This window comes from Paenibacillus sp. NRS-1760, from assembly GCF_050467785.1.
Taxonomy (GTDB): domain Bacteria; phylum Bacillota; class Bacilli; order Paenibacillales; family Paenibacillaceae; genus Pristimantibacillus.
The window spans coordinates 523,417-548,467 of the sequence record NZ_JBITPK010000010.1; the positions used below are offsets into that span (position 1 = coordinate 523,417).

Consider the following 25,051-nt stretch of genomic DNA (forward strand, 5'->3'; position numbering starts at 1 on the left):
GGTATAAATGTCAACCACACAGCGATATGTAAAAGCAGAGTCCGCAAGCTGGGCCGGCTTATGGGGAAACATGCTGCTGGCTCTATTTAAAGGTGTAATAGGATGGTTGTCAGGAAGCAAAGCGCTGCTCGCGGATGCATTTCGAACAGCGGCTGAGGTCGCTGCAGGAGTTGTTGCCCTTTCAGGTTTGAGGGCAAGCCGGCAGCGAAAAATGGCAAACCCGGGTGCCAAAGCGGTACCAGTAGATTTAAGAGGAGAGACGGCGACAACGATATTGTTGTCAGTCGTCCTTCTCATCGTTGGGCTCGAAATCGGTATATCTGCCATTAGAGACCTTTCTGATCGTGTAACGAGCGCTCCGCACTGGAGTGCGGCAGTGGCCATCGCGCTTGCTCTAATCGTTCAGCAGCTGTTTTTTCCATCGAAGGATCGAATGACAGGCCTTTATTGTTCAGTCGCAGCATTAGTGGGCGCAAGCGGAGCGATTATTGGTAAAATGCTGAATGTGCCGGTGCTCTATTATTTTGATCCGGCGGCAGCAATCGTTATTGCGGTCATTGTTATCGTTAACGGTTATAGAATGGCTACAGTCTTTATGCGAAAAGATGAACATAGCAAGACTTCAGAGGAAAATCCGGATGAGCTGATGCAGCTTATTCAACGTGTTGATGGAGTCATTACTGTGCAAACCTTGCGAGCGAAAGAGCATGGTCATTATGTCATTGCAGAAATGGTTATAAGTGTAAATCCACGCATTTCTGTTCTTGAGGGTCAAGAGATTGCCAAAAGGGTAAAGCAGCTCGTCATGAAACGTTTTATACATGTTACGGATGTATCGATTTTCGTTGAGCCTTATGATCCTGGTTATCCTTATAAGTCTAATCATGATCCGAATCAGGAGCAGATGCCGACACTGCTGCAATAAGAACAGCAAACAGCAGGAGAGGAGCAAGCAGCATGATTCAAAGGAAGACAAGATGGGCTGTAGCGCCATGGTCTGCGGACGACGAAGCAAAAGCGAAGGATTTGGCAGCGAATCTTAGTTTGCCGCCGCTAGTAGCGAGACTACTCGTGCAGCGTGGCTTTGATGATACCGAAGCGGCTGAACGTTTTTTGCGAGGCGGGGTGGAGCATTTTCATGATCCCTATTTATTGCTAGGAATGGAGGCTGCCGTTGCACGCATAAAGCGAGCAGCAGCCAGCAATGAGAAAATAAGGATTTATGGCGATTACGATGCGGATGGCGTTTCAAGCACATCTTTATTGGTACATTTATTTCGATCATTAAATTATGAATTTGATTATTATATTCCTCATCGTGCTTTGGAAGGTTACGGATTAAACAAAAAAGCGATTGAGCTGGCTGCTGAAGAAGGCATCGGTTTAATTGTTACGGTTGATACGGGTATCAGCGCTGTTGAAGAAATTGATTATGCGAAGCAGCTCGGGATTGATGTCGTTGTTACTGATCATCACGAGCCGCCTGAGCAAATTCCAAATGCAGCAGCTGTTGTCAATCCGAAGCAAGAAGGCTGCACTTATCCGTTCAAAGGGCTTGCGGGGGTAGGCGTTGCATTCAAGCTGGCGCATGCGTTATTAGAGCGTCCTCCGCTTGAGTGGGCCGACATTGTGAGTCTTGGAACAGTAGCAGATTTAATGCCGCTTAAAGACGAGAATCGTATTTTTGTTCGCTGTGGTTTAGAGCGATTGAAAAATCATGCAGGAGTAGGCTTCCGAGCGCTGGCAGAGGCTGGCGGCATTGAGCTGGACAGCATTACTGCGACAGGCATTGCTTTTGGAATGGCACCGCGCATCAATGCAGCTGGAAGGCTCGATCATGCGAAACGTGCTGTCGAATTGCTCACAACCGACGATTATGACAATGCGATTTTGACTGCAATCGGGCTGGACAGTCTAAACAAAGAACGGCAGCGCGTAGTGGAGAGTATCGTGAAGGAAGCCGAGCTGCAGTGGCAGACCAAATGCGACGATGCTGCAGCCGCGAATGTATCACCTCCGCGAGTTATTGTGCTCTCAGGTGAAGGCTGGAACGTTGGCGTCATCGGTATTGTTGCCTCCAAACTGCTTGAACGCAATTATAAGCCTGTTATTATTCTTGGGATAGATGAGCAGACAGGGATGTGTAAAGGCTCTGCGCGCTCCATAGAAGGCTTCGACCTGCATGCAGCCCTTACAGCTTGCGACGAGCTGCTCGATCATTACGGAGGACACCAGGCCGCTGCTGGAATGAGTCTTCATCGCGATCGACTATCTGAATTTGAACAGAAACTTGGCGAGCTGGCTGCTGAATGGCTGAGCGCTGACGATTGGATTCCCAAAACGTCTGTTGATCTTGTATGCTCGGTTAGCGAAGCCACTCTCGATACAATTACTGAGCTTTCACAGCTTGAGCCGTTCGGGATGGGAAATCCATCGCCAAGATTGCTGTTTCAGAAGACGGAGCTTGCAGATCGTCGTACGATAGGCAAGGAGTCAAGACACTTAAAGCTGTCTCTAGGAAGCGGCCGTCGTCTATTAGACGGTATCGGCTTCAGTATGGGAATGCTAGCAGAAGGATTAAAGCCGGGCAGCAAAATAGATGTTGTCGGCGAATTATCTGTTAATGAGTGGAATGGGCAGCGTAAACCTCAGCTTCAACTGCATGATGTGCATTTTGATCCTGCTGCTGTCGAATTTCCAGAGCGCGAGCAATTCGGCAAAGTGTATCAACTGTTGAAACAGCTGGGGGAAGTTCCGCTTCAAGGATTAAATGCTCGCTTATCGAAGCAAAGTGGTTTATCCTTAGAGACGGTTGAGCTTATGCTGGCAGTATTCGAGGAGCTGCAATTTATTAACCGAGACAATGGTTTGATGCAGGCAGCAGCCTCACCTCAGAAACGTGATTTAGCTACTTCTGAACGTTACCGAGAAGCAAAAGCACAATTTGAAGCAACACAAATTATAATGAATAGTTAGAATTGGAAAGGGTTGACCTCAAGTGTCCAACACACAATACAACTTCAAAGATTACATCCGGGTAATTCCTGATTTCCCGCAACCAGGTATCCGTTTCAAAGATATTACGACGCTTCTGAAAGACGGAGGAGCATATCGTGCTGCGATTGAAGAGATGCGAGTTGCCGTACAGGATATGAAAATTGACGTCATTGCAGGACCAGAAGCTCGCGGCTTCGTAGTAGGCGCACCGCTAGCGATTGCGCTAGGCGTAGGTTTTGCTCCGATTCGCAAAAGCGGCAAGCTGCCGGGCGAGACGATTACAGCAAGCTACGATTTGGAGTATGGACAGGATAAACTGGCTATGCACAAGGATGCAATCACACCGGGCCAACGCGTACTCATTGCTGACGATCTGCTTGCAACAGGCGGAACGATCGCAACATCGATCAATTTGATTGAGCAGCTTGGCGGTGAAGTAGTAGGCGCAGCTTTTCTAATTGAGCTTGCATACTTAACTGGCCGTGAAAAGCTTAAAGGAATCGACGTATTCTCACTAATGACTTACTCATAATTCAAGCAGCAAGATTGCTCTATAAAATGACCGCCTATCCCCCTTATTCGCATTTTGCGAGAAGGCCAGGCGGTTTTATTTTATTGCTGGAGGTCTCTGGTAGTTGACGCGGTACTGTGATTACAGGCATAATATTATAAAAACTCGGAAAACGCATGAATGGGATCCGCCAGGAGTGTAATCAGAAAGGGACGTTTCATGGGCATTGAGCATTTACTCGAGAAGGCATCCGCCTATATGAAAGAGCAGGACCTTATACGCATCCAGGAAGCCTATGACTTTGCGGAGCAAGCCCATCACGGACAAGTACGGAAATCGGGAGAGCCATATATTCTGCACCCCGTAGCGGTGGCGGATATTCTTGTTGATATGCAAATGGACGTGCTGTCCATTATCGCAGCATTGCTCCATGATGTCGTTGAGGATACAACTGTTGATTTGCAGACGGTGCGTGCGAAATTTGGCGAAACCTGTGCGATGCTGGTAGACGGTCTAACGAAGCTCGAAAAAATTCAATTTCGTTCTAAAGAAGAGCAGCAAAACGAAAACTATCGTAAAATGTTTGTCGCCATGGCTCAGGACATTCGCGTCATTTTGATAAAATTGGCTGACCGGCTTCATAACATGCGCACGCTGAAGTTCCAATCGGAAGAAGCACAGCGTCGTATCGCTTATGAAACGTTGGAAATATTTTGTCCGATTGCTCATCGCCTCGGTATTTCAGCTATCAAATGGGAAATGGAAGATATTGCTCTTCGTTATTTGAACCCGCAGCAATATTACCGTATCGCCAATCTGATGAAGAAGAAGCGTGCGGAACGCGAGCAGTTTATTGACGATGTCATCTCCCGGATTACCGAGAAGCTCGAAGAAATGGGTATTGAAGGTGATATTTCTGGTCGGCCTAAGCATTTGTACAGCATTTACAAAAAAATGACCGATCGCAACAAGCAGTTTACGGAGATTTATGATCTGCTTGCTATTCGTATAATCGTTGATAATATTAAGGACTGCTATGCTACGCTCGGAATTATTCATACGCTCTGGAAACCGATGCCTGGTCGCTTTAAGGACTATATCGCTATGCCGAAGGCGAATATGTATCAATCGCTGCATACGACCGTTATAGGGCCAAATGGAGAGCCTACAGAGGTACAGATTCGTACTTGGGAAATGCATCGCACCTCGGAATACGGAATTGCGGCACATTGGGCTTACAAAGAGGGTTCGCTTGTACCAGGCGGCAACTTTGAAGATAAAATGTCATGGTTCCGAGAAATCTTAGAGCTTCAGCATGAAGCGCGCGATGCGTCGGAGTTTATGGAGTCGCTAAAAATGGACTTCTTTGCCGATCTCGTATTTGTATTTACGCCTAGCGGTGAAGTCATTGAACTGCCAGCTGGTTCTGTACCGCTTGATTTCGCCTACCGGATTCATACAGAAGTGGGCAATCGAACGATTGGCGCGAAGCTGAACGGTCGAATTGTGCCGCTTGACCATAAGCTCAAAACCGGGGATATTGTTGAAATATTAACGTCGAAGCATTCTTATGGACCAAGTCAGGATTGGGTGAAAATTGCGCAGTCCTCACACGCTAGAAGCAAAATTCGGCAATGGTTCAAGAAAGAGCGTCGCGAAGAAAATGTAGCAAAAGGCAAGGATCTGCTTGAGCGTGAGCTGAAGCGTTTGGGACTTGAGCCTTCCGCATGGCTGCAGGAAGATAAGCTGCAGGAGGCTGCCGCGAAGTTCGCATTTAACGATATTGAGGATATGATGTCCGCAATCGGCTTTGGCGGAATTACGGCTGCACAAATTTGCACGAAGCTTACCGAGAAGATGCGCAGAGAGGCCGAACTGGCAAGCCAGATTGAGCTTACAAGCGAAATCAAGGAAATAAAATCGCCGGGCAATCGCAAATCACGTCCGAATCAAGGCGTGACTGTGAAGGGCATCGATAATTTGCTCGTTCGTTTTGCACGCTGCTGCAACCCTGTACCGGGAGACACGATTATCGGGTACATTACCCGAGGGCGCGGCGTTTCAGTCCACCGAATGGATTGTTTGAACATACCTTTTGGCGATCAGGGCGAAGAGGGCGAACGCGTAATAGAGGTAGAGTGGGAAGATAATATCGATGCCAATTACAGCGTCGATATCGAAATAACCGGACACGATCGCAGAGGCCTTCTGAATGAAGTGCTGCAGGCGGTATCCGAAAGCAAGACGAACATTTCAGCTGTAACCGGACGTTCTGTAAAAAACAAAATGTCGCATATTCATATGACGGTGCTTATCCGCAATGTCGAGCACCTTACTTCGGTTGTTGAGAAGATCAAACGAGTGCAGGATATTTATTCTGTTCAACGGATTATGCAATAAACGTTTTGCTCTTGCGGCATCGAGATCAAAACGAATATCGGAGGTTTTTGAGCAGTGAAGGTTGTCGTACAACGCAGTAAACAAGCAAAGGTAGTCATTGAGGGTGAAACAGTAGGTTCAATTGACTCGGGGCTTGTGCTTCTTGTAGGCATGACGCATGAGGACACAGAAGTGGATGTCAAATGGATGGCTGATAAGGTAGCTAACCTGCGTATTTTTGAGGATGAGTCAGGCAAAATGAATCATTCTATTTCAGATGTTGGCGGGCAGCTGCTTTCGGTCTCACAGTTTACACTGTATGGAGACTGCCGGAAAGGCAGACGCCCTAACTTCATGGCAGCCGCCAGACCCGAGCAAGCAGAGCAGCTGTATGATTTGTTTAATGAGACGCTTCGTTCCACCGGATTGGTCGTGGAAACGGGGCGCTTTGGTGCGATGATGGACGTGGAGCTCGTGAATTCCGGGCCTATAACGTTAATTTTGGATAGCCGTATTTAACTAAGGCAACGCGGGAAACAATATAGTGTAGGCTGTGCACGCATCATAAGAAGCTTGTACAAGCAGTATGCCATATTGGAGGTAAACCGCGAATGCACCAATCACGCAAGGAACAAGGGATGGAACGAGCCTCTCGCAGACTGCTTCATTCCGATCGCAGAGAAGCTAAAATTTTTGCAGAGCTTGAGGAAGATATGGAAGCGGCGGAGGAGTGGGCGGGTTTCCCGCAGCACCCGCGCCGCGATAATTCGGGTCAACTATAGCATAAGCATACCGCCGCCCAAGCCGAGAGCTGGGGCGGTTATCTTTTGAAATAAACAAATGGAGAAAATAGCATCTACACAAAGTATCCATTAAAACGCTTTCGAAATTGTAATATTACTGTAATCAATCTCTAACTTTTTTTTAATATCATTGACCTATAATAGAACTCGACCCCCTTTTTAAAATATATTTTACTTTTGGACCTACAAATACGTTTTGTAGGTTTTTTTCTGCCTATTTTAAACAGGATGGCGTTGCTTGGGCAGTTCGATCTTGACTTTAATCTTAGTCAGAGGTAAAATTAGTCCTCAGTATAGATATGGATTCGTTGATGGGACAAAGTAATTCTACGCCTTATATTCAGAGAGGGACGTCACTTGGCTGCAAGCGTCCTTATATTGGCAGAATGAACAGACTTCCCGGAGAACAGACGGTGAACGGCAGATGGCAGCAAGCAATTAGGCTTGCAGCTAACGCACAGTAGCTGGACTGCGGATGACGGACGTTAACCGTCTTTGAGCGAGCCGAACGCATAGGATGCAGGCTCGAAATGTGGGTGGTACCACGGGAGATTCACTCTCGTCCCTTATGGCGCAAGCTATTAGGAACGGGAGTTTTTTGCGTTTTCCGAAATTTAACCCGTTTATTATGAGGGCAGGAGGGGTTATTCAATGGCATTTCAGAAAATGCCGGGCACACAGGATATTTTGCCTGGCGCGGTAGAGAGATGGCAGTATGTGGAGGAGAAGGCTCGGGATATTTGTCAGCGTTATAATTTCCGAGAAATTCGTACGCCGATATTTGAATCCACTGAGCTGTTTCAACGGGGCGTCGGTGAAACGACCGACATCGTTGAGAAAGAAATGTATACCTTCACAGACCGCGGCAATCGCAGTCTGACGCTTCGTCCGGAAGGAACTGCAGGCGTCGTGAGGTCTTACGTAGAGAACAAGCTGTACGGCGAGCCAGACGTGTCTAAATTGTATTATATCGGTCCGATGTTCCGTTATGAGCGCCCGCAGGCAGGCCGTTATCGCCAGCTGCATCAATTTGGCGTTGAGGCTATCGGTTCGGTTGATCCTGCTATAGATGCAGAAGTCATTGCACTTGGCTATACCTTTTATACAGAGGTGGGTCTAAAAGGCGTACGCGTAGAAATTAATTCCGTCGGCACACCGGCTGTACGTGCGGTGTTCCGCGAGCGTCTGCTTGCTTTCTTAGAGCCTAAGCGTGAGCTGCTCTGCAAGGATTGCCAATCACGGATGGATCGCAATCCGCTGCGCGTGCTTGATTGCAAGGTCGATCAAGAGCATTTTACGGATGCGCCGTCAATTTTGGACAGCCTGGACGAGGAATGCCAAATTCACTTTGATAAAGTAAAAATGTATTTGAGCGACATGGGCATTCCTTATGAAATCAATCATCGCCTCGTTCGCGGACTCGACTACTATACCCATACGGCCTTCGAATACAAGGCAGAGGGTATCGGTACGATCGATACTGTCGGTGGCGGCGGTCGCTATAACGGCCTAGTATCGGAAATCGGCGGTCCTGACCAGCCGGGAGTCGGTCTTGGCTTAGGTCTTGAAAGAACGATTTTGCTGCTTCAGCATCAAGAAACAGAATTGCCGGTTTTTAATCAAATCGATGTGTATGTGGTTGCGCTTGGAGAAGCTGCAGAGCGTGAGGTCACTAAGCTCGTTTACCAGCTAAGACAGCAAGGCATACGTGCAGAGCGCGATTATCTTGGTCGTAAAATGAAGGCGCAAATGAAGTCGGCAGACCGTCTTCAAGCCCGTTTTACCGCTATACTAGGCGACGATGAGCTTGAGCGCGGCGAGATTTCCTTGAAAGACATGACAAAAGGCGAACAGCGTGTTGTTGCACTGGATAAGCTCGCTGAAGAAATTAATAGTTCGTTTGCTACACAAAAATAAATCTAACTAAACGAGGAGAATGAACACAATGTTGTTAAAAACACATCACTGCGGCCGCTTAACGAAAGCGGACGTTGGTCAATCAGTTATTCTAAACGGCTGGGTACAACGTCGCCGTGATCTTGGCGGTGTCCTATTTATCGATCTTCGCGACCGTTCTGGTATTGTACAAACGGTATTTAACCCAGATTTCTCAGGTGACGCACTAGCGATCGCTGACCGTGCTCGTAATGAGTTTGTCCTTGCCATTCAAGGAACAGTAGTGGAGCGCGATGCTGAAACTTACAACGCTAACCTTGCTACCGGTGAAATTGAAGTTCGTGTTACAAAAATTGAAGTGTTGAACGCTGCCAAAACGCCTCCATTCCCAATTGAGGATGGCGTAGAAGTAGACGAGTCGCTTCGCTTGAAATATCGTTACCTTGACCTGCGTCGTCCAGAAATGCAAAAAACGTTGTTGCTTCGTTCGAAAGCAGCAAAGGTTTTCCGCGATTTCCTAGACGGAGAAGGCTTTATCGACGTAGAAACACCAATTTTAACGAAAAGCACGCCTGAAGGCGCGCGTGATTACTTGGTGCCAAGCCGTGTGCATGAAGGTGAGTTTTTTGCATTGCCGCAATCGCCGCAAATCTTTAAGCAGCTTCTAATGGTTGGCGGTATTGAACGCTACTACCAAATCGCTCGCTGCTTCCGCGATGAGGATCTTCGTGCAGACCGACAACCGGAATTCACGCAAGTCGACATCGAGACCTCTTTCCTTTCGCAAGATCAATTGCTTGCTATGATGGAAGAGCTGACAGCTAAGCTTCTGAAAGAAACAGTTGGCGTAGAGCTTGAGCTTCCGTTCCAACGCATCACTTATGCAGATGCAATGAACAAATACGGTTCCGACAAACCGGACCTTCGTTTTGACCTAGAAATTAAAGATATTACCGATATCGTTTCAACTAGCGATGTAAAAGTATTCGCAAGCGTTGCAGCAGGTGGCGGCGTTGTTAAAGCGTTGAACGCTAAGGGCTGTGCAAGCTGGAGCCGCAAAGAGCTTGATGACTTGCAGCCGTTCGCTGCTCGTTACGGCGGTAAAGGGCTAGCTTGGATCACGGTGAAGGATGGCGAATGGCGCGGGCCGATCGTTAAATTCCTTAAACCGGAAGAGATTGCTTCGCTAACTGAGCGTCTGCAAGTTGAAGATGGCGATTTGCTAACTTTCTCTGCAGATAAGAAAAAAGTGGTTTGTGATGTACTTGGCAACCTGCGCTCTAAGCTTGGTAAAGACCTCGGCTTGATTGACGAATCGAAATTCAAGTTTGCTTGGGTTGTTGACTTCCCATTGCTTGGCTTTGATGAGGATGCGAAGCGTTATGTTGCAGAACACCACCCGTTCACACGTCCAAATGAAGACGACCTTCATTTCTTCGATACCGATCCAGGCCAAATTCGCGCACAAGCATACGATCTAGTTCTGAACGGTTATGAAGTTGGCGGCGGCTCTATGCGTATTTACAAGCGTGAGGTACAAGAACAAATGTTCAAAGCGCTTGGCTTTAACGCGGAAGAAGCACAAGAGAAATTCGGCTTCTTGCTGGATGCATTTGAATATGGAACGCCTCCACACGGCGGTATTGCTTTTGGTTTCGACCGTCTGGTGATGCTGCTTACAGGCCGCACGAATTTGCGTGAGACGATTGCATTCCCAAAAACGGCAAGTGCAACAGATCTTCTCTGCGATGCGCCGTCCGAGGTCGAGCTTTCGCAGCTTGAGCAATTGCATATCCGTACAGTTCTTAAACCGAAGCAGCCAGTTGCAGCGGCAGCGGCAGCAGCAACTGCAGCAACAGAAACTAGCGAAAAATAAGAAATCAATACGAAGGAGGCGGCGGCCGGATGCTTCACCAATTTTCACGAACAGAGCTGGCTATTGGGCCAGAGGGGCTAGCGCTAATGAAGGGGAGCACGGTTGCCGTGCTCGGCATCGGAGGCGTTGGCGGCATTGCAGCTGAGGCGCTTGCACGCACCGGAGTTGGACGTATTATACTCGTTGACAAGGACGTTGTAGATATTACGAACGTTAATCGTCAGATTCATGCGCTCACAACGACAGTGGGGCAAGTGAAATCAGAGCTTATGCGCGATCGGATTAAGCTGATTAATCCTGAATGTGATGTCATTGCCCTGCGTATGTTTTATACGGAAGAAACGTTTGAACAGTTTTTCGAGTACCCGCTTGATTATGTTGTTGATGCATCCGATACGATTTCGTATAAGATTCATTTGATCAAGCAATGTCTCGAGAGAAAAATTCCGATTATTTCTAGTATGGGCGCAGCGAATAAGATGGACCCGACGAAATTTCAGGTTGTCGATATTTCGCAGACGCATACCGATCCTTTAGCAAGGGTTATCCGTACTAAACTTCGTAAGGAAGGCATCAAACGCGGCGTTAAGGTAGTATTCTCAACGGAGCTGCCAATGAAGCCGCGTGAGGATGTTACGAAAAAAATCGTTCCCGAGAATGCGCCTGACATTCGCAAAGCGAAGCAGCCTCCGGCCAGCAATGCATTTGTTCCGCCGGTAGCCGGTCTAATCATGGTTAGTGTCGTTGTGAAGGACCTGCTTGCAGCTGGCGGCATTGAGGTGTAAACGATAACTGTCGGTAAGCTGATGAGAGGCCATAGATTTCCAGTCGACAAATAAGAAGCAAAACAATAGCCGATTTGAAAAAAGCGTCTTCAGCTTTTTTGCAAATCGGCTATTTTATATAGGAATTTATAGATTTATTTTAATAAAGGGATTTTATTTCTAGGGCATTGCGGCAAGGCAAGTTTGTTAGGAGTGACTTTACAGGCTTCGGTTTTCTATCCTGCACATTTGGAATAACTTGCCTTGGATTAGCAGTAAAGGACGAGCTATCATGTATATGCGCAGTAACTTGCTCGTAGTTATGGGTTGTTGACTAAAACATGTGCATCTGTATTGCAAAAATACATCATGGACTACACGTCTAGCACAAAAAATGTTGCTAGCCTGCATAAGTACAAGATAGCTCGAACTGCTCATAGTTTAGCACTGAACGAGCGTGAAAGATTGCTAGCATAAAAAGGAATGAACTTGCTTCCAATTTGTCTGAAATGTAAAATAAATCGATTCAACACTTTTCATAGCAGCAGAAAGGGTAGCGAAGCCGTTGACGCTTCGGTGATTAGCATACAAGCACATCATTTCTGGCGAACAAATGTGCTTGTATGCTATGATCGGAGTAACAGATGGCAGAAGGTTGGGGAGCAGAATGGATTTATTTTCATTTCAAGAGGAAGAAGCGCCTCGCGCCAGGCTGCTTGCAGATCGCATGCGGCCGCAGACATTAGACGAATATATCGGGCAAGAACATATAGTAGGAACGGGTAAGCTGCTGCGGCGGGCTATTGAAGGCGATCAAGTGTCGTCAATTTTGTTGTATGGTCCGCCGGGCTGCGGTAAAACGACGCTTGCACATATTATATCTTTGCGGACAGCAGGCGAGTTCGTGAAGCTGAACGCGGTAGATGCGTCGGTAAAGGATGTACGTGAAGTTATCGAGCAGGCTCGTACCAACAAAGCGATGTACGGCAAGAAGACGACGCTTTTTCTAGATGAGGTGCATCGCTTTAATACAGCTAGGCAGGATGCGCTGCTTCCTGCTGTTGAGCAGGGCATTATTATTTTTATAGGGGCGACAACAGAAAATCCATTTCATCATGTGAATGGCGCTCTATTGTCACGTTCAACTTTGTTTCAGCTCGAAGCGCTTGGCGAGGAGCACGCCTATGAAGCGATGATAAGAGCGCTAGCCGATCGTGAGCGGGGTTTAGGCTTTATGGACTTGCAAGTAGATGAGGACGCGCTGCGGCATATCGCTGCAATGGCTGGCGGAGACATCCGCAGGGCGCTTAATGCGCTTGAGCTGGCTGCGGTGACAACGCCGTCTGAGATGGATGGTTCTGTCCGGTTGACGCTTGAGGTGGCTCAAGAGTCCATAAGGAAGCCGTCCATTCGCGCAGATCTATCTACACAATATGATGTGCTGTCGGCGTTTCACAAAAGTGTAAGAGGTTCAAGCGACGCAGCGTTATTTTGGTTTTTATATGCTGTGGAGAAGCTGGGCATGGACCCGATGACGTTTATCCGCAGGCTGATTGTCGCATGCAGCGAAGATATTGGACTTGCTAATCCGCAAGCGATGATTCAAGCGGTTACAGCGATGGATGCCTATCATAAGATAGGCTGGCCTGAAGCGAAATATAACATCTCACAAGCGATTCTGTTCGCGGTAGAGAGTCCCAAGTCGAATGCTACTGCCATTGCAATCGGCAATGCAGAGGCGGCAATCGAGCGAGCAGGCGGTGCAGAGGTACCGATGCATTTGCGCGACACCCACTACAAAGGGGCGCAGCAGCTTGGCCACGAGGGGTATCAATATCCGCATGATTTCCCAAACCATTATGTAAAGCAGCAATATTTGCCGAATACGCTTGGGGGAATGACCTTTTATAAGGCTACCGAGCAAGGGATGGAAGATAAAATAAGGCAAAATCAGCAAAAACGCCAAGGTAAATGATAATTTAATTAATAAAAAAAACTCCTGCTAATTTGATGGAGGTAAGCTCATTCCTAAGCTTACCTCCATATTAGCAGGAGTTTTTCTTATTATTCTTTTAAGCAATCGCAAACATCAGGCCGAAATAGCCGAATACCACTGTCAAAATACCCATTACAAAAGCTGGCATAAGCTTATTTGCGCGATACATCCAAAGCAGACCGAACGCCATTAGTGCAGCTGCCGCAAGCATAAGCAGGCACTCCATGTTCAGCGTGAATTTCAAGCTGATGTCAGGGCTGAAGTTTCCTTTGTAAATTGAAGTGAAAAATGGAGAAGGTGATTCCGATTGCAGTGTCTCCTTCACCTTATGCGGTGGTGCTTGCTGACCAAGCACACCTGTGGCTGCAAGCACGAGCAAAGCAATGAAGCTTTCTGCTTTTAGCCAGCGTCTTGGATTGAAATTCGGATTGGTTTTTGCTATTTTTTTGTATCCGAAGCCATTTGAGAAAGCAAACAGCAGTAGAGGCAAAATCAGTAGATGTTTAATCAGCAGCATCTGACCGTAGGGAAGCATCCATGAGTTTACATATTCTGGAGTTGTGAATGACATAAGCGTAATGCCGGCAAGAAGCGTTACAACAACAGAAACTATGGCTACTGGCGAAAACCAACGCAGAAATGCATTCCAATTGGCATCGTCTTTGGAAAACCAACTGATCACAAACAAAATGCCGATCCATACGCTGACTGCGAGAAAATGAGCAGAATGTGTAATTAAACCTTTAAATCCATACAAGGATGAAGCATGTCCTGCATAACCCAGCCACACAATTAGCAAAAAGGTAACAAACAAAGCTACCTTAGGCATATGCTTATCGCCCCGGAATGCTTTAAGCCCTAGTAGAAAAGCGAGTCCAGCTGATCCGATGGTTGTCCATACCCACGCTTTGCCTGTATTAACATCGAGCAGGATGCTCTTTAGAATAGCGCCGTAGCTCATGTCAAAATCTTTGGCAAATACGATAGCAAGCTTATGAATAGGAACGTAGGATAAGAACGGTATTGCTACTGCGCATGCGAGCAGCAGGCCATGCGGTACATGAACGGAAGGCCTTCTGTCCTCCGGTACAAGCCGCAATAGAAAGGTGCCCGTTAAAATGGCGAAGCAAATGTATAGAAGGCCTTCGCTGATATAGATCATTATTTGCGCCTCCGCATGAATAAGAGAACTGCTGCTACGATAATGACACCGATAACGACATAAGGAGTATAGTTTGTCCCAGCATCATTAGTTGTAGCTTCACTGCTTCCTCCGTCAGTATTAGTGCTAGCATCAGGAGAAGGAGTAGGAGCCGTTGTCTCTGCTGGTGCTTCAGTAGCTGTAGCTGTTGGTTCTTCGCTTGGTTGTTCAGTAACAACAGGCGCTTCTACAGTAAACGAATAATCGCCTTCCACCGAATGACCATCCGCTCCGATAATGACCCACTTAACTGTATAAATACCATTAGGCAAAGCATTAGGTACTGATCCGGTCATCGTCATGCCGTCAACCTCGACCTTTTCTTTTTCCATTTCCTCGCCCGCAGCATTTAATATTTTAAAATTACTAAGCTTCTCGATCTTTGTGTTAAATGTCATCTCTATACGCTCTGGTGAGGCAGCGACCGTCGCATCTCGCGCAGGCACCGCGCTTTCTAGTTTGGAATGGGCCATCGCTACGCCCGGAACGAGCCATAGAGCGGCAAGAAAAATAAGCAATATTCGTTTCATTTTTAAACCTCCTACATATTTTTGTAACGAGCCTACTTAGTAAGCTCATTGCATTATAACAGATTCCAATTCGCTGTTGCGCCAAATAAAATGATCAATTCATTGCGGCTTAGTGAACATTTGTTGAAGATCGTTTGATGCTTCCTATAAAAAACGCTTAGAAAGACTGGAAATCTGCGTATAAGTGCTAGCCTATGGCGAATAGACATAATTACAGTCTTGAGAGCGGTATGGCTCGCAAGCTTTACCGTTTGACGCGGCGGTTTGTCATCTAGGAGAAATCTCACACTACACAAAGATTGCCGTATCTTTGTTCCAAAAGGAGGTGCACCTGTCATCGCATCCCGTTTCATTTCTTGCGGAGGACAGGAATCCATTGATTGACCCATTACCGACCAGCTTGTCACTGCTGCTTATTTTTGTTTTTATCATGATGAACAGTTTTTTTGTTGCTGCCGAGTTTGCAATGGTGAAGGTAAGAGGAAGCCGCTTAGATACAATAATCGCAGATGGTGATTCGAGAGCGAAGCTTGCCTCTCATATGACAGGTAATTTAGATGCTTATTTATCTGCGTGCCAGCTTGGTATTACGCTTGCTTCGCTTGGCCTCGGATGGGTTGGCGGTCCAGCTATTGCAAATGTGATCAAGCCTACTATGGCTTTCATCGGCATTCGCAGTGAATGGTTTGTTCATGCCTTTTCATTTTTGCTTGCCTTTATTCTCATTACGATGCTGCAAATAGTACTTGGAGAGCTGGCGCCAAAAACGATTGCAATCCGCAAAGCTGAATCCATTACGCGATTGACAGCGTTGCCGCTCGTTTGTTTTTATAAGCTTATGTTTCCCTTTATTTGGTTATTTAACGGGGTAGCCAATTTGCTTCTTAGAAAAATTGGAATTGAGCCTGTGACCGAGAAGGATTCGGCGCACACGGAGGATGAAATTCGGATTTTGATGAAGGAGAGCCACAAAAACGGTTTAATAGATAATATGGAGCTAACGCTTGTTGATAACATTTTTGATTTTGCCGAGACGAATGCGCGTGAAATTATGATTCCTCGAACAGAAATGATATGCCTGAATACAAGCTGCACTTTAGCCGACAATAAAAAAATTGCGCTGGAGCAAATGCTGACGCGTTATCCGGTTTGTGAGAATGACAAGGACAATATCATTGGGTTCGTGCATATCAAGGATTTACTGAAGGACACGATGCACAATCTGCAGGATATAAGGCAAATTACGAGACCGATTACGACAGTACCCGAATCGATGCAAATTAGTACACTGCTGAAGCTGATGCAAAAACGAAAGTCGCAAATTGCTATTTTGATTGACGAGTACGGCGGCACTTCCGGCTTAGTAACGCTGGAGGATATTATGGAGGAAATCGTCGGCGAGATTCAAGATGAATTTGACGAGGAACGAGAGCCTCTTGAGAAAAAAGACGACAATACCTACTCCATTAGTGGTCTCATGCTGATCGAGGAAGTCAACAGCTTCTTCAATCTCGATATCGAAACGGATGATTATGATACAATCGGGGGCTGGATGTATTCCAAAATAAACATACCTCCTGTCAACAATCAGCGTGTCGATCACGCTGGAGAATATGAATTCATTATTGAAGAGACGGATCATCTTCGGATCTCCAGGCTTCTGATTCGAAAGATTGGCGAGAGAAAAAAAGGACAGAACGGCCAATATTTTGGCTGAACATGAACGTTTTGATCAAAAGAAAAGCTGCCTAATGCATCAATAGCGGATGCTTCAGGCAGCTTTTCGTGTTGTTATGCTTGCTTTGCAAAATCAGCAGCAGGATCGACTTTCTTAACTTTATCGATCGTGCCTCCGCCAAGGCAAACGTTGCCGTCGTAGAGTACGACAGCTTGTCCAGGTGTAATGGCTTTCTGAGGCTTGTCAAACACGATATGCGCGTTTCCATCTTCGCCAATCGTTACGCTGACGCCTTGATCGGGCTGGCGATAACGGAATTTGGCGGTGCAGCGAATGGTATCTCCGCTTTTTACTGGTAGAATCCAGTTCATGCCAGTTGCCGTCAAGCTCTCAGAGTAAAGGCTGGCATGCTGCTCTCCCTGTACAACATAAAGAATGTTTTTCTCCAAATCCTTGTCCGCTACGAACCAAGGCTCGCCGGAACCTGATCCGCCAATGCCAAGTCCTTGGCGCTGGCCGAGCGTGTAATACATCAGCCCATCGTGACGACCTTTTTTCTCGCCGTTTCTAATATCAATCATATCGCCGGCTTGAGCGGGAAGATAGCCGCTAAGGAAGGTTTTGAAATTGCGCTCCCCGATGAAGCAAACGCCTGTGCTGTCTTTTTTCTTAGCGGTATAAAGGCCAGCTTCTTCAGCAATACGGCGTACCTCAGGCTTCGGAAGATGCCCAATCGGGAACATCGCTTTAGCCAGCTGCTTCTGATTAAGGGCGCTAAGGAAGTACGTCTGATCTTTATTTGAATCGACTCCGCGAATGAGCTTCGTTGTACCATCCTCGGTACGTTCTACTTGAGCATAATGGCCTGTTGCCAAATAATCCGCTCCAAGCTCCAAGGCGCGCTGCAGGAAGTCGCCAAATTTAATCTCGCGGTTGCACATTACGTCCGGGTTAGGCGTACGTCCGCGCTTGTACTCATCTAGAAAGTAAGTGAATACCTTGTCAAAATATTGCCGTTCAAAATTCACGGTATAGTAGGGAATGCCAATTTGTTCACATACGCGGCGTACATCTTCAGAATCCTCTTCCGCCGTGCAATGACCGAATTCATCGGTATCATCCCAGTTTTTCATAAAAATGCCGACAACGTCATATCCTTGCTGCTTTAGCAGCAGTGCAGTGACGGAGGAATCGACGCCGCCTGACATCCCGACGACAACTCTTGTCGAAGCTTTTGGTTTTTCCATCGTAAACACCACCTTGCTTGAATCAAACATTTATTATTGTAACATAGGCTGCAAACTTTTTCATGAAGATGTCAACCTTTTTGCACACTCCGCCCGCTCGATATGTTAACATATAAGTGAAATGGGAATACAGAGAATTAACAACCAATGAGGAAGACACAATCATAAATCAATACTAAAAACAATAAAAGAGGTGCCACTTTGAAAATATCGACGAAAGGCCGTTATGGCTTAACTATTATGATGGAGCTTGCGGCTAAATTTGGTGAAGGCCCGACTTCGCTCAAAAGTATCGCTGAACGAAATCAGCTTTCCGAGCACTATTTGGAGCAATTAGTAGCACCCCTTAGAAATGCTGGTCTTGTGAAAAGTATTCGCGGAGCTTATGGCGGCTATATTTTATCGAAGGATCCGGAAACGATTACGTCTGGGGATATTATTCGAATTCTTGAAGGCCCGATTTCGCCTGTAGACTTTACAGAAGAAGACGATCCGGCTAAACGTCAGCTTTGGCTGCGCATTAGAGACAGTATTGCAGAAGTATTAGATTCGACTACGCTTGCAGATCTAATTAATTTCGAAGATGCTGGCAAACCTGATAGCTATATGTTCTATATTTAAGGAAGCCGACCTATGACAAATCATTATTTTGATCATGCCGCCACTACACCTATGCATCCGAAAGTCATCCAAGCGATGCTTGAGGTAATGCAAGGCTCCGGCGGCAATTCGTCTAGTATGCATGCTTTTGGAAGAGCGGCCAAGCATCAGTTAAATCGATCACGAGATCTCATTTCAGCAGCAATTGGCTGCAAGCCGGGACAATTATTATTTACCTCAGGTGGAACGGAAAGCGATAATGCCGCTCTAATTGGGGCTGCTAGAGCACAGCGTAAACGAGGCAAATCACATATTATAACTTCAGCGGGTGAACATCACGCTGTTCTTCATACATGCGAATGGCTGGTTAAGGAAGAAGGTTTCTCCCTAACCGTACTACCTATTGATAGCTTTGGACGAACATCACCAGAGCTTGTTCAAGAAGCCATGACCCCGGAAACAGGCCTTATTAGCATCATGCATGGAAATAACGAGGTTGGAACGATTCAGCCGATTGAAGAAATAGGGCGCATAGCTAGAGCTGGCGGTGCTGTTTTTCATGTGGATGCAGTTCAAGCTTTGGGCTCATTAGAGTATAGGCTCAATGAGCTGCCAGTCGATTTGATGAGCTTCTCCGCCCATAAGATCAACGGTCCTCAAGGTGTTGGCGCACTTTATGTGGCTAACGGTACGCCGATTGACGCTCTTCAGCATGGTGGATCCCAAGAGAGAAAGCGGCGTGCAGGCACAGAAAATATTGCGGGGATCGTCGGGTTTGCTGCCGCAGTTGACATTTGTGTGAACGAGCGAGAAAATAAGCAACTTTTTATGGACGAGCTTCGTAAGAGATGGATAGAACTGCTTCACAACCATGTTGAAGTGCCTATCGTAATAAATGGCTCGGAGCAGCACTATTTGCCGCATATCGTAAATATCAGCTTTATTGGTGTCGATACGGAAACGATGCTCATGAATTTGGATATGGAAGGTATCGCAGCAGCAAGCGGTTCTGCTTGTACCTCCGGCGCGCTTGAGCGGTCACATGTACTTCGAGCAATGCAATTGCCCGAGGAACAAATTAATTCTGCTGTAAGATTTAGCTTTGGTTTGGGGAATACTTTGGAGGAATTAGAAGATGCCGCACAAAAAGTTGGAACAATCGTGAGGCGTATTCGTAATAACTACTAGGAGGACTCCAGCTAAGCGTGATCAAACTTCAACGGCTTATTGGACTACCCGTAATCGTTATCCATTCCGGCAAACTTGTTGGAACTGTCAAGGACGCCTGGTTCGATGAGCATTGGCAGCTGAAAGGGCTAATACTCGATTGTCCCAAGTGGTTTGCTTCCTCCGTAAAAATAGTGGAGTGGACTCACGTGATATCTTGCGGAGAGGACACCGTTATTATAGCAAGTGAAGCGGCGATCGTTCGGATGAAGTCGAAGCAATTGCTACGTTCTTATGACACAGGATTAGTGAAATTAAAGGATCTGCCCGTCGTAACTGTACAAGGTATTCAACTTGGCAGAGTGTCGGATGTTTATTTTTACCCAAAAGAGGGTACACAAATAATAGGCTACGAGCTTACGGACGGTTTTGTTTCGGATCTGATGGAAGGGCGCAGATGGCTGAAGGCGCCGAGTGATCCGGATAGCGTATTACTCGGGGAAGACGCGATTATTGTTCCTGCTGTCAGTGAAGCGGAATTGGAGCCTGTCGCAGCTTCCAATTTCAGAGGATAGGGAGAAATGAAAGATGATGAGATGTCCGAATTGTAATTCGAAAGATATCGGAAAGATCGGTTCCCACCAGTTTTATTGCTGGGGCTGCTTCATTGAACTGACGGTTAACGGCGACAAAATGTCGGTTTACCAAGTGGAAGAGGATGGCACGTTAAGCTCACTCGACGACTTGTTCTTTGAGGAAGAAATTACACAAGTTCACGTCAACTGACGTGCGTTGCTATAAACTTGAATATCAAAAGACGGTCTTTGGCCGTCTTTTTTTTGCTGTTATAGGATGATTTAGGGCGCTTGTACATATACTGAACTAGTTCGGCTTGTCTTGCTAAGAGCGAAGCGGATAAAGAAAGTTCGGGGGTGAGGACGGTGGAGCGCTTTACGAAGAACCGTCTGTTTGTCTGGCTGGTTTACATCATTTTGGGTCTGCTTGCGATTTATCTTATGCTGCTTATAAAACCGCTTATTGTGAACGTATATGTGTTTGTAAAAGCCGTTTTTGCTCCATTTATAATCGCGATGATAATTTCTTATGTGCTGAATCCGATCGTTACGATGCTGCATGACCGAAAGGTTCCTAGGACGATTGCCGTGCTGCTCATATATGCAGTGTTTTGTGCAGTCATTACGGTGATTCTCGTTAACTTGATTCCAATGTTCATCGAACAAGTACAGGAAATCAATCGTCATGTGCCTGAGCTTTCCATGCGTGCTCAAAATATCGTCACGGACATTAACAACACTTCTTTTTTACCGGAGAGTATTCGAAGTGGGCTTAATAAGTCACTTTTGCATATGGAAAAAAAGCTGTCGGAGAGTTTGTTCAACTTTGTTAACAATATTGGGTCCATGTTAAATGCAGTGTTTATCGCGTTCATTATTCCGTTTCTCGCTTTCTACATATTAAAGGATTTTGATGTGTTTGAAAGAACGGTCATTACGTATGTACCCAAATCACATCGCAAAAATACGGTCAGGCTGCTTAAAGATATCGATACGGCACTTGGCAGCTATATTCGCGGACAGTTTTTGGTTTGTATTATCGTTGGCGTGCTTGCTTATTTCGGGTACCTGTTGATCGGCATGCCTTATGCGCTGCTACTTGCCGGCATCGTTGCGATAACGAATGTCATTCCGTATCTCGGTCCTTTTTTTGGAGCAGCACCTGCAATACTAATGGCATCTACGGTTTCCATTAAGATGGTCATCCTTGTCGCGATTATCAACACCCTGTGCCAAATACTCGAAGGTAACGTAATCTCTCCACAAGTAGTTGGCCGTACTCTCCATATGCATCCCTTGTCGATCATTTTTGCATTGCTGGTCGGAGGGGAGATTGCAGGCATTGTTGGCATGATTTTGGCGGTTCCTATTTTTGCAGCCTGCAAAGTGATCATTCAGCATATGTTCGCCTACTACGTGCGAAGAAAGATTATTTGACAGGCGGATAGGCTGTGGCTATAATTTTAAAATAATCAAGTGTCAATTATAAGGGAATAAATCGTTGATGAAATGAAGTAAGCCAATGCCCGTTAGCCAGAGAGAAAGCTTCTTCGCATTTGCTTTTCGATAAGCAGCCGCGTCGGTTGAGAGAGCTTTTATAACGAAGAGTGGCCGAAAGCTATTTTCGGAGTGTGAATGAACTTCACCGGTTGGACCCGTTAATGTCTAATGAAGGCGATTGCTCTAGCTGTTTGCAGCGAGGCAATAACCAGGGTGGTACCGCGATTCTATTCGTCCCTGTCAATGACAGGGGCTTTTTTTGTGTTTTATCATTTGAAGGGGGCTCATCCTAATGAAAGCTAGTGAAATTCGTGCAAAATGGCTTGCATTTTTTGAAAGCAAAGGCCACAAAATTGAACCAAGTGCATCGCTTGTACCGCATAATGACCCGTCCTTGCTATGGATTAATGCAGGTATGGCGCCGCTAAAGGCTTATTTTGACGGACGCATCGTTCCAGAAAACCCGCGTATTACGAATTCACAGAAGTGCATTCGTACGAATGATATCGAAAACGTAGGCAAAACCCGCCGTCATCATACGTTTTTTGAGATGTTGGGCAATTTCTCGATCGGTGATTACTTCAAGGAAGAAGCTATTACTTGGGCATGGGAGTTTCTGACTGAGCCAAAATGGATTGGTTTTGATCCTAATCGCTTGTCGGTAACGGTATATCCAGAAGATGTAGAAGCATTCGAGTTCTGGAATACGAAAATTGGCCTTCCTGCTGAACGAATTTATAAGCTGGAAGAAAATTTTTGGGATATTGGAGAGGGCCCTTGCGGACCTTGTACTGAAATTTTCTATGACCGCGGTGACAAATATGGCGATCTTTCGGACCCAGAATGCTGGCCAGGCGGTGAGAACGAGCGTTTCCTAGAAGTTTGGAACGTTGTATTCTCACAATTCAATCATAATAAAGACGGCAGCTACACGCCGCTTCCAATCAAAAACATCGATACAGGCGCAGGACTTGAGCGTTTTGCTTCTATTTTGCAAGATGTGGATTCGAACTTTGATACGGATTTATTCCGTCCCATTATCGACCGCACTTGTGAAATTGCGAAAGTAAGCTACAAAGTGAATGAAGAGCATGATGTTGCGCTTAAAGTTATTGCCGATCATATTCGTACAGTAGCGTTCGCAGTAGGTGATGGCGTAATGCCATCTAACGAAGGCCGTGGCTACATCATTCGCCGTTTGCTTCGCAGAGCTGTTCGTTACGGAAAAACAATCGGAATCGACCGTCCGTTTTTGCATGAGCTGACTTCAATTGTTGGCGAGGTTATGGGCGTTTATTATCCAGAGGTTGTAGAAAAACGTGAATTTATCGAGCGGGTTATCCGTACGGAAGAAGAGCGTTTCCATGAGACATTGTCCGATGGACTAGCTATGCTGTCTGATCTGGTAGCTGCTGGTACGAAAGCTGGCCAAAAAGAGATTAATGGCGATGATGCATTCCGCTTGTATGATACTTACGGCTTTCCTTTCGATCTGACGGAGGACTTTGCTTCAGAAAATGGAATGACGGTTGATCGTGCTGGATTCGACGAAGCGATGGAAGCACAGCGCGACCGTGCCCGCGCAGCTCGCCAAGATACTGGAAGCATGAAGGTTCAAGGCGGACCGCTCGGCGATTTCACGGTTAAAAGTGAGTTTGTTGGCTATAATGAACTGGTAACTGAGTCCAAAATCATTGCCATCGTTCATGAGGATCTGTTGGTTGAATCGGCTCCAGAAGGAAGCAAAGTCGTTGTGATATTGGATCGCACACCTTTCTATGCAGAAAGCGGCGGACAAATCGGAGATACAGGAACGATTACGGGCAATGGCTTTACGCTTCAGGTTGAAGAAGTAACTAAAGCACCGCACGGTCAAAGCGTCCATCATGCTGTTGTTACCTCAGGTACTGCTCGTACAGGTGAAGCAGTAGAGGCGAGCGTTGCTAGAGCTGTGCGCGATGACATTATCAAAAACCATACGGCAACGCATTTGCTTCATAAAGCGCTCAAAGAAGTGCTTGGCGATCATGTCAATCAAGCGGGCTCTTCGGTAGAGGCTGAACGCCTGCGCTTTGACTTCTCGCACTTTGGCAGTATAACTGCTGAAGAGCTAGTAACGATTGAACGCCGCGTCAATGAGCAAATTTGGCTTGGAACTCCAGTATCCATCGAAACGAAATCATTGAATGAAGCTAAAGCGATGGGCGCGATGGCGTTGTTCGGCGAGAAATACGGCGATGAGGTTCGTGTGGTTCAAGTTGGCAGCTATAGCTTGGAGCTATGCGGAGGCTGTCATGTAAGCAATACATCACAAATCGGATTGTTCAAGCTGTTAAGCGAAAGCGGTATTGGGTCGGGTGTTCGAAGAATTGAAGCCGTTACGGGTAAACATGCGTATAACTATTTAGATGGTCAGCTTGACCTGCTTAAGCAATCGGCTGCACTTCTGAAATCAAATGCAAATGATGTGCCAAAACGGATTGAAGCATTGTTCGGTCAAGTGAAGGAGTTCTCTCGCGAGAATGAATCCCTTCAAGCGAAGTTGAGCCGGATCGAAGCAGGATCACTTGAGCAAAACGCGAAAATAGTGAATGGCATCACTGTCCTTTGCGCAAAAGTGAATGCTCCTTCAATGGACGCGCTTCGCGGCATAGTTGATGAATTGAAGCTGAAGCTGGAGTCAAGTGTTATCGTGCTTGGTGCGATTTCGGATGACAAAGTGAACCTTGCAGCTGCCGTTTCTGCAGATTTAATTAAAAAAGGTTTCCATGCGGGCAAAATTGTAAAAGAAGCTGCAATTCATTGCGGCGGCAGCGGCGGCGGACGCCCAGATATGGCGCAAGCAGGCGGAAAAGACACAACGAAGTTGGATGAAGCGTTGAAACTTACAGAAGAACTAGTTCTTAATCAAACAAATGTGATATGATATGAGTGTATATCTCATTGAAATGCGGTTTGGAAAGCGAGGTGCTGGCGATGAGTTCCATGGACAAAACAATGAAATTTAACGTGAAGGCGGAGGGGGTTGAATCTTCTCAAGACATTCTGCTATCCGTGCATGAAGCGCTTCTAGAGAAAGAGTATAATCCGATTAACCAGATCGTTGGGTATTTGCTGTCCGGAGATCCCGCGTATATTCCGCGGCATAACAACGCCAGGAGTTTAATTCGCAAGAAGGAACGAGACGAATTAATCGAAGAGCTTGTCCGGTTTTATCTAAACCATAAGAAACAACAAGCGTAAACGGCTAAAGCCCCCCTTAGGAGGCTTAGCTATCGTTTCGCAGAGAAATATAAGCAGTTTATAAGCAGATAAACTTATAAATTCTTAT

The 25,051-nt window shown here is 46.3% G+C and carries 22 protein-coding genes; 19 read left to right on the top strand and 3 right to left on the bottom strand.

Annotated elements, in window-relative coordinates; translation table 11 throughout:
• Positions 1-7: 7 nt before the first annotated feature.
• The 11 genes from ACIFSR_RS13360 to ACIFSR_RS13410 all read left to right on the top strand — a co-directional run bounded on the left by ACIFSR_RS13360 (position 8) and on the right by ACIFSR_RS13410 (position 13,201).
• Positions 8-925, top strand: a complete 918-nt coding sequence (locus ACIFSR_RS13360) for a cation diffusion facilitator family transporter (RefSeq protein ID WP_076270829.1) — start codon at positions 8-10, stop codon at positions 923-925.
• Positions 926-957: 32 nt separating this feature from the next.
• Positions 958-2,976 carry a single-stranded-DNA-specific exonuclease RecJ gene (gene recJ / locus ACIFSR_RS13365; protein ID WP_430057759.1) on the top strand — a complete coding sequence of 673 codons (2,019 nt, stop codon included), beginning with the start codon at positions 958-960 and terminating at the stop codon, positions 2,974-2,976.
• Between the two features lie 22 nt (positions 2,977-2,998).
• Positions 2,999-3,529 (top strand): adenine phosphoribosyltransferase, encoded by a 531-nt coding sequence (locus ACIFSR_RS13370; protein ID WP_076270828.1) that lies wholly within the window; start codon positions 2,999-3,001, stop codon positions 3,527-3,529.
• A gap of 198 nt (positions 3,530-3,727) precedes the next feature.
• Positions 3,728-5,908, top strand: coding sequence for a RelA/SpoT family protein (locus ACIFSR_RS13375; RefSeq protein ID WP_430057761.1), 2,181 nt, complete (start codon positions 3,728-3,730; stop codon positions 5,906-5,908).
• 54 nt (positions 5,909-5,962) lie between these two features.
• On the top strand, positions 5,963-6,406 hold the full coding sequence (dtd, locus tag ACIFSR_RS13380; RefSeq protein ID WP_430057763.1) for a D-aminoacyl-tRNA deacylase: 444 nt from the start codon (positions 5,963-5,965) through the stop codon (positions 6,404-6,406).
• A gap of 92 nt (positions 6,407-6,498) precedes the next feature.
• Positions 6,499-6,669, top strand: a complete 171-nt coding sequence (locus ACIFSR_RS13385) for a hypothetical protein (protein ID WP_179089914.1) — start codon at positions 6,499-6,501, stop codon at positions 6,667-6,669.
• 332 nt (positions 6,670-7,001) lie between these two features.
• A complete protein-coding gene (locus ACIFSR_RS13390) occupies positions 7,002-7,154 on the top strand; it encodes a hypothetical protein (RefSeq protein WP_179089913.1) in 153 nt (50 codons plus the stop codon).
• 187 nt (positions 7,155-7,341) lie between these two features.
• Entirely contained in the window at positions 7,342-8,607 is a 1,266-nt protein-coding gene (gene hisS / locus ACIFSR_RS13395; RefSeq protein WP_430057765.1) for a histidine--tRNA ligase, read from the top strand.
• Between the two features lie 28 nt (positions 8,608-8,635).
• Entirely contained in the window at positions 8,636-10,462 is a 1,827-nt protein-coding gene (aspS, locus tag ACIFSR_RS13400; RefSeq protein WP_430057767.1) for an aspartate--tRNA ligase, read from the top strand.
• A gap of 29 nt (positions 10,463-10,491) precedes the next feature.
• Positions 10,492-11,247 (top strand): tRNA threonylcarbamoyladenosine dehydratase, encoded by a 756-nt coding sequence (locus tag ACIFSR_RS13405; protein ID WP_430057769.1) that lies wholly within the window; start codon positions 10,492-10,494, stop codon positions 11,245-11,247.
• A 646-nt stretch (positions 11,248-11,893) separates the two neighbouring features.
• Entirely contained in the window at positions 11,894-13,201 is a 1,308-nt protein-coding gene (locus tag ACIFSR_RS13410) for a replication-associated recombination protein A (RefSeq protein ID WP_430057771.1), read from the top strand.
• A 97-nt stretch (positions 13,202-13,298) separates the two neighbouring features.
• On the opposite strand, the gene ACIFSR_RS13415 is transcribed toward ACIFSR_RS13410, so the two are convergent.
• Both ACIFSR_RS13415 and ACIFSR_RS13420 read right to left on the bottom strand, forming a co-directional pair.
• Entirely contained in the window at positions 13,299-14,384 is a 1,086-nt protein-coding gene (locus ACIFSR_RS13415; protein WP_430057773.1) for a copper resistance D family protein, read from the bottom strand.
• On the bottom strand, positions 14,384-14,953 hold the full coding sequence (locus tag ACIFSR_RS13420) for a copper resistance protein CopC (protein WP_430057775.1): 570 nt from the start codon (positions 14,951-14,953) through the stop codon (positions 14,384-14,386). Before ACIFSR_RS13420 ends, ACIFSR_RS13415 begins: the two co-directional genes overlap by 1 nt.
• A 376-nt stretch (positions 14,954-15,329) precedes the next feature.
• On the opposite strand from ACIFSR_RS13420, the gene ACIFSR_RS13425 reads away from it, so the two are divergent.
• Positions 15,330-16,670 carry a hemolysin family protein gene (locus ACIFSR_RS13425; protein WP_430057776.1) on the top strand — a complete coding sequence of 447 codons (1,341 nt, stop codon included), beginning with the start codon at positions 15,330-15,332 and terminating at the stop codon, positions 16,668-16,670.
• 74 nt (positions 16,671-16,744) lie between these two features.
• On the opposite strand, the gene mnmA is transcribed toward ACIFSR_RS13425, so the two are convergent.
• Complete coding sequence (mnmA, locus tag ACIFSR_RS13430) at positions 16,745-17,878, bottom strand: tRNA 2-thiouridine(34) synthase MnmA (protein ID WP_339207910.1); 1,134 nt, start codon at positions 17,876-17,878, stop codon at positions 16,745-16,747.
• A 201-nt stretch (positions 17,879-18,079) separates the two neighbouring features.
• Here mnmA and cymR point away from each other — a divergent pair, with 201 nt between their 5' ends.
• From cymR to ACIFSR_RS13465, 7 genes are all read left to right on the top strand, one after another.
• Positions 18,080-18,499, top strand: coding sequence for a cysteine metabolism transcriptional regulator CymR (cymR, locus tag ACIFSR_RS13435; protein ID WP_054027272.1), 420 nt, complete (start codon positions 18,080-18,082; stop codon positions 18,497-18,499).
• Between the two features lie 12 nt (positions 18,500-18,511).
• Positions 18,512-19,666: a cysteine desulfurase family protein gene (locus ACIFSR_RS13440; RefSeq protein WP_430057777.1), complete on the top strand. Its 1,155-nt coding sequence runs from the start codon at positions 18,512-18,514 to the stop codon at positions 19,664-19,666.
• A 17-nt stretch (positions 19,667-19,683) separates the two neighbouring features.
• Entirely contained in the window at positions 19,684-20,220 is a 537-nt protein-coding gene (locus tag ACIFSR_RS13445; protein WP_083682557.1) for a PRC-barrel domain-containing protein, read from the top strand.
• Positions 20,221-20,233: 13 nt separating this feature from the next.
• A complete protein-coding gene (locus ACIFSR_RS13450) occupies positions 20,234-20,431 on the top strand; it encodes a hypothetical protein (protein WP_054027275.1) in 198 nt (65 codons plus the stop codon).
• A gap of 155 nt (positions 20,432-20,586) precedes the next feature.
• Positions 20,587-21,657 carry an AI-2E family transporter gene (locus ACIFSR_RS13455; protein ID WP_076270816.1) on the top strand — a complete coding sequence of 357 codons (1,071 nt, stop codon included), beginning with the start codon at positions 20,587-20,589 and terminating at the stop codon, positions 21,655-21,657.
• A 355-nt stretch (positions 21,658-22,012) separates the two neighbouring features.
• Positions 22,013-24,646, top strand: a complete 2,634-nt coding sequence (gene alaS / locus ACIFSR_RS13460) for an alanine--tRNA ligase (RefSeq protein WP_430057779.1) — start codon at positions 22,013-22,015, stop codon at positions 24,644-24,646.
• Between the two features lie 50 nt (positions 24,647-24,696).
• Complete coding sequence (locus tag ACIFSR_RS13465; RefSeq protein ID WP_076270873.1) at positions 24,697-24,963, top strand: IreB family regulatory phosphoprotein; 267 nt, start codon at positions 24,697-24,699, stop codon at positions 24,961-24,963.
• The last annotated feature ends 88 nt before the right edge of the window (positions 24,964-25,051 follow it).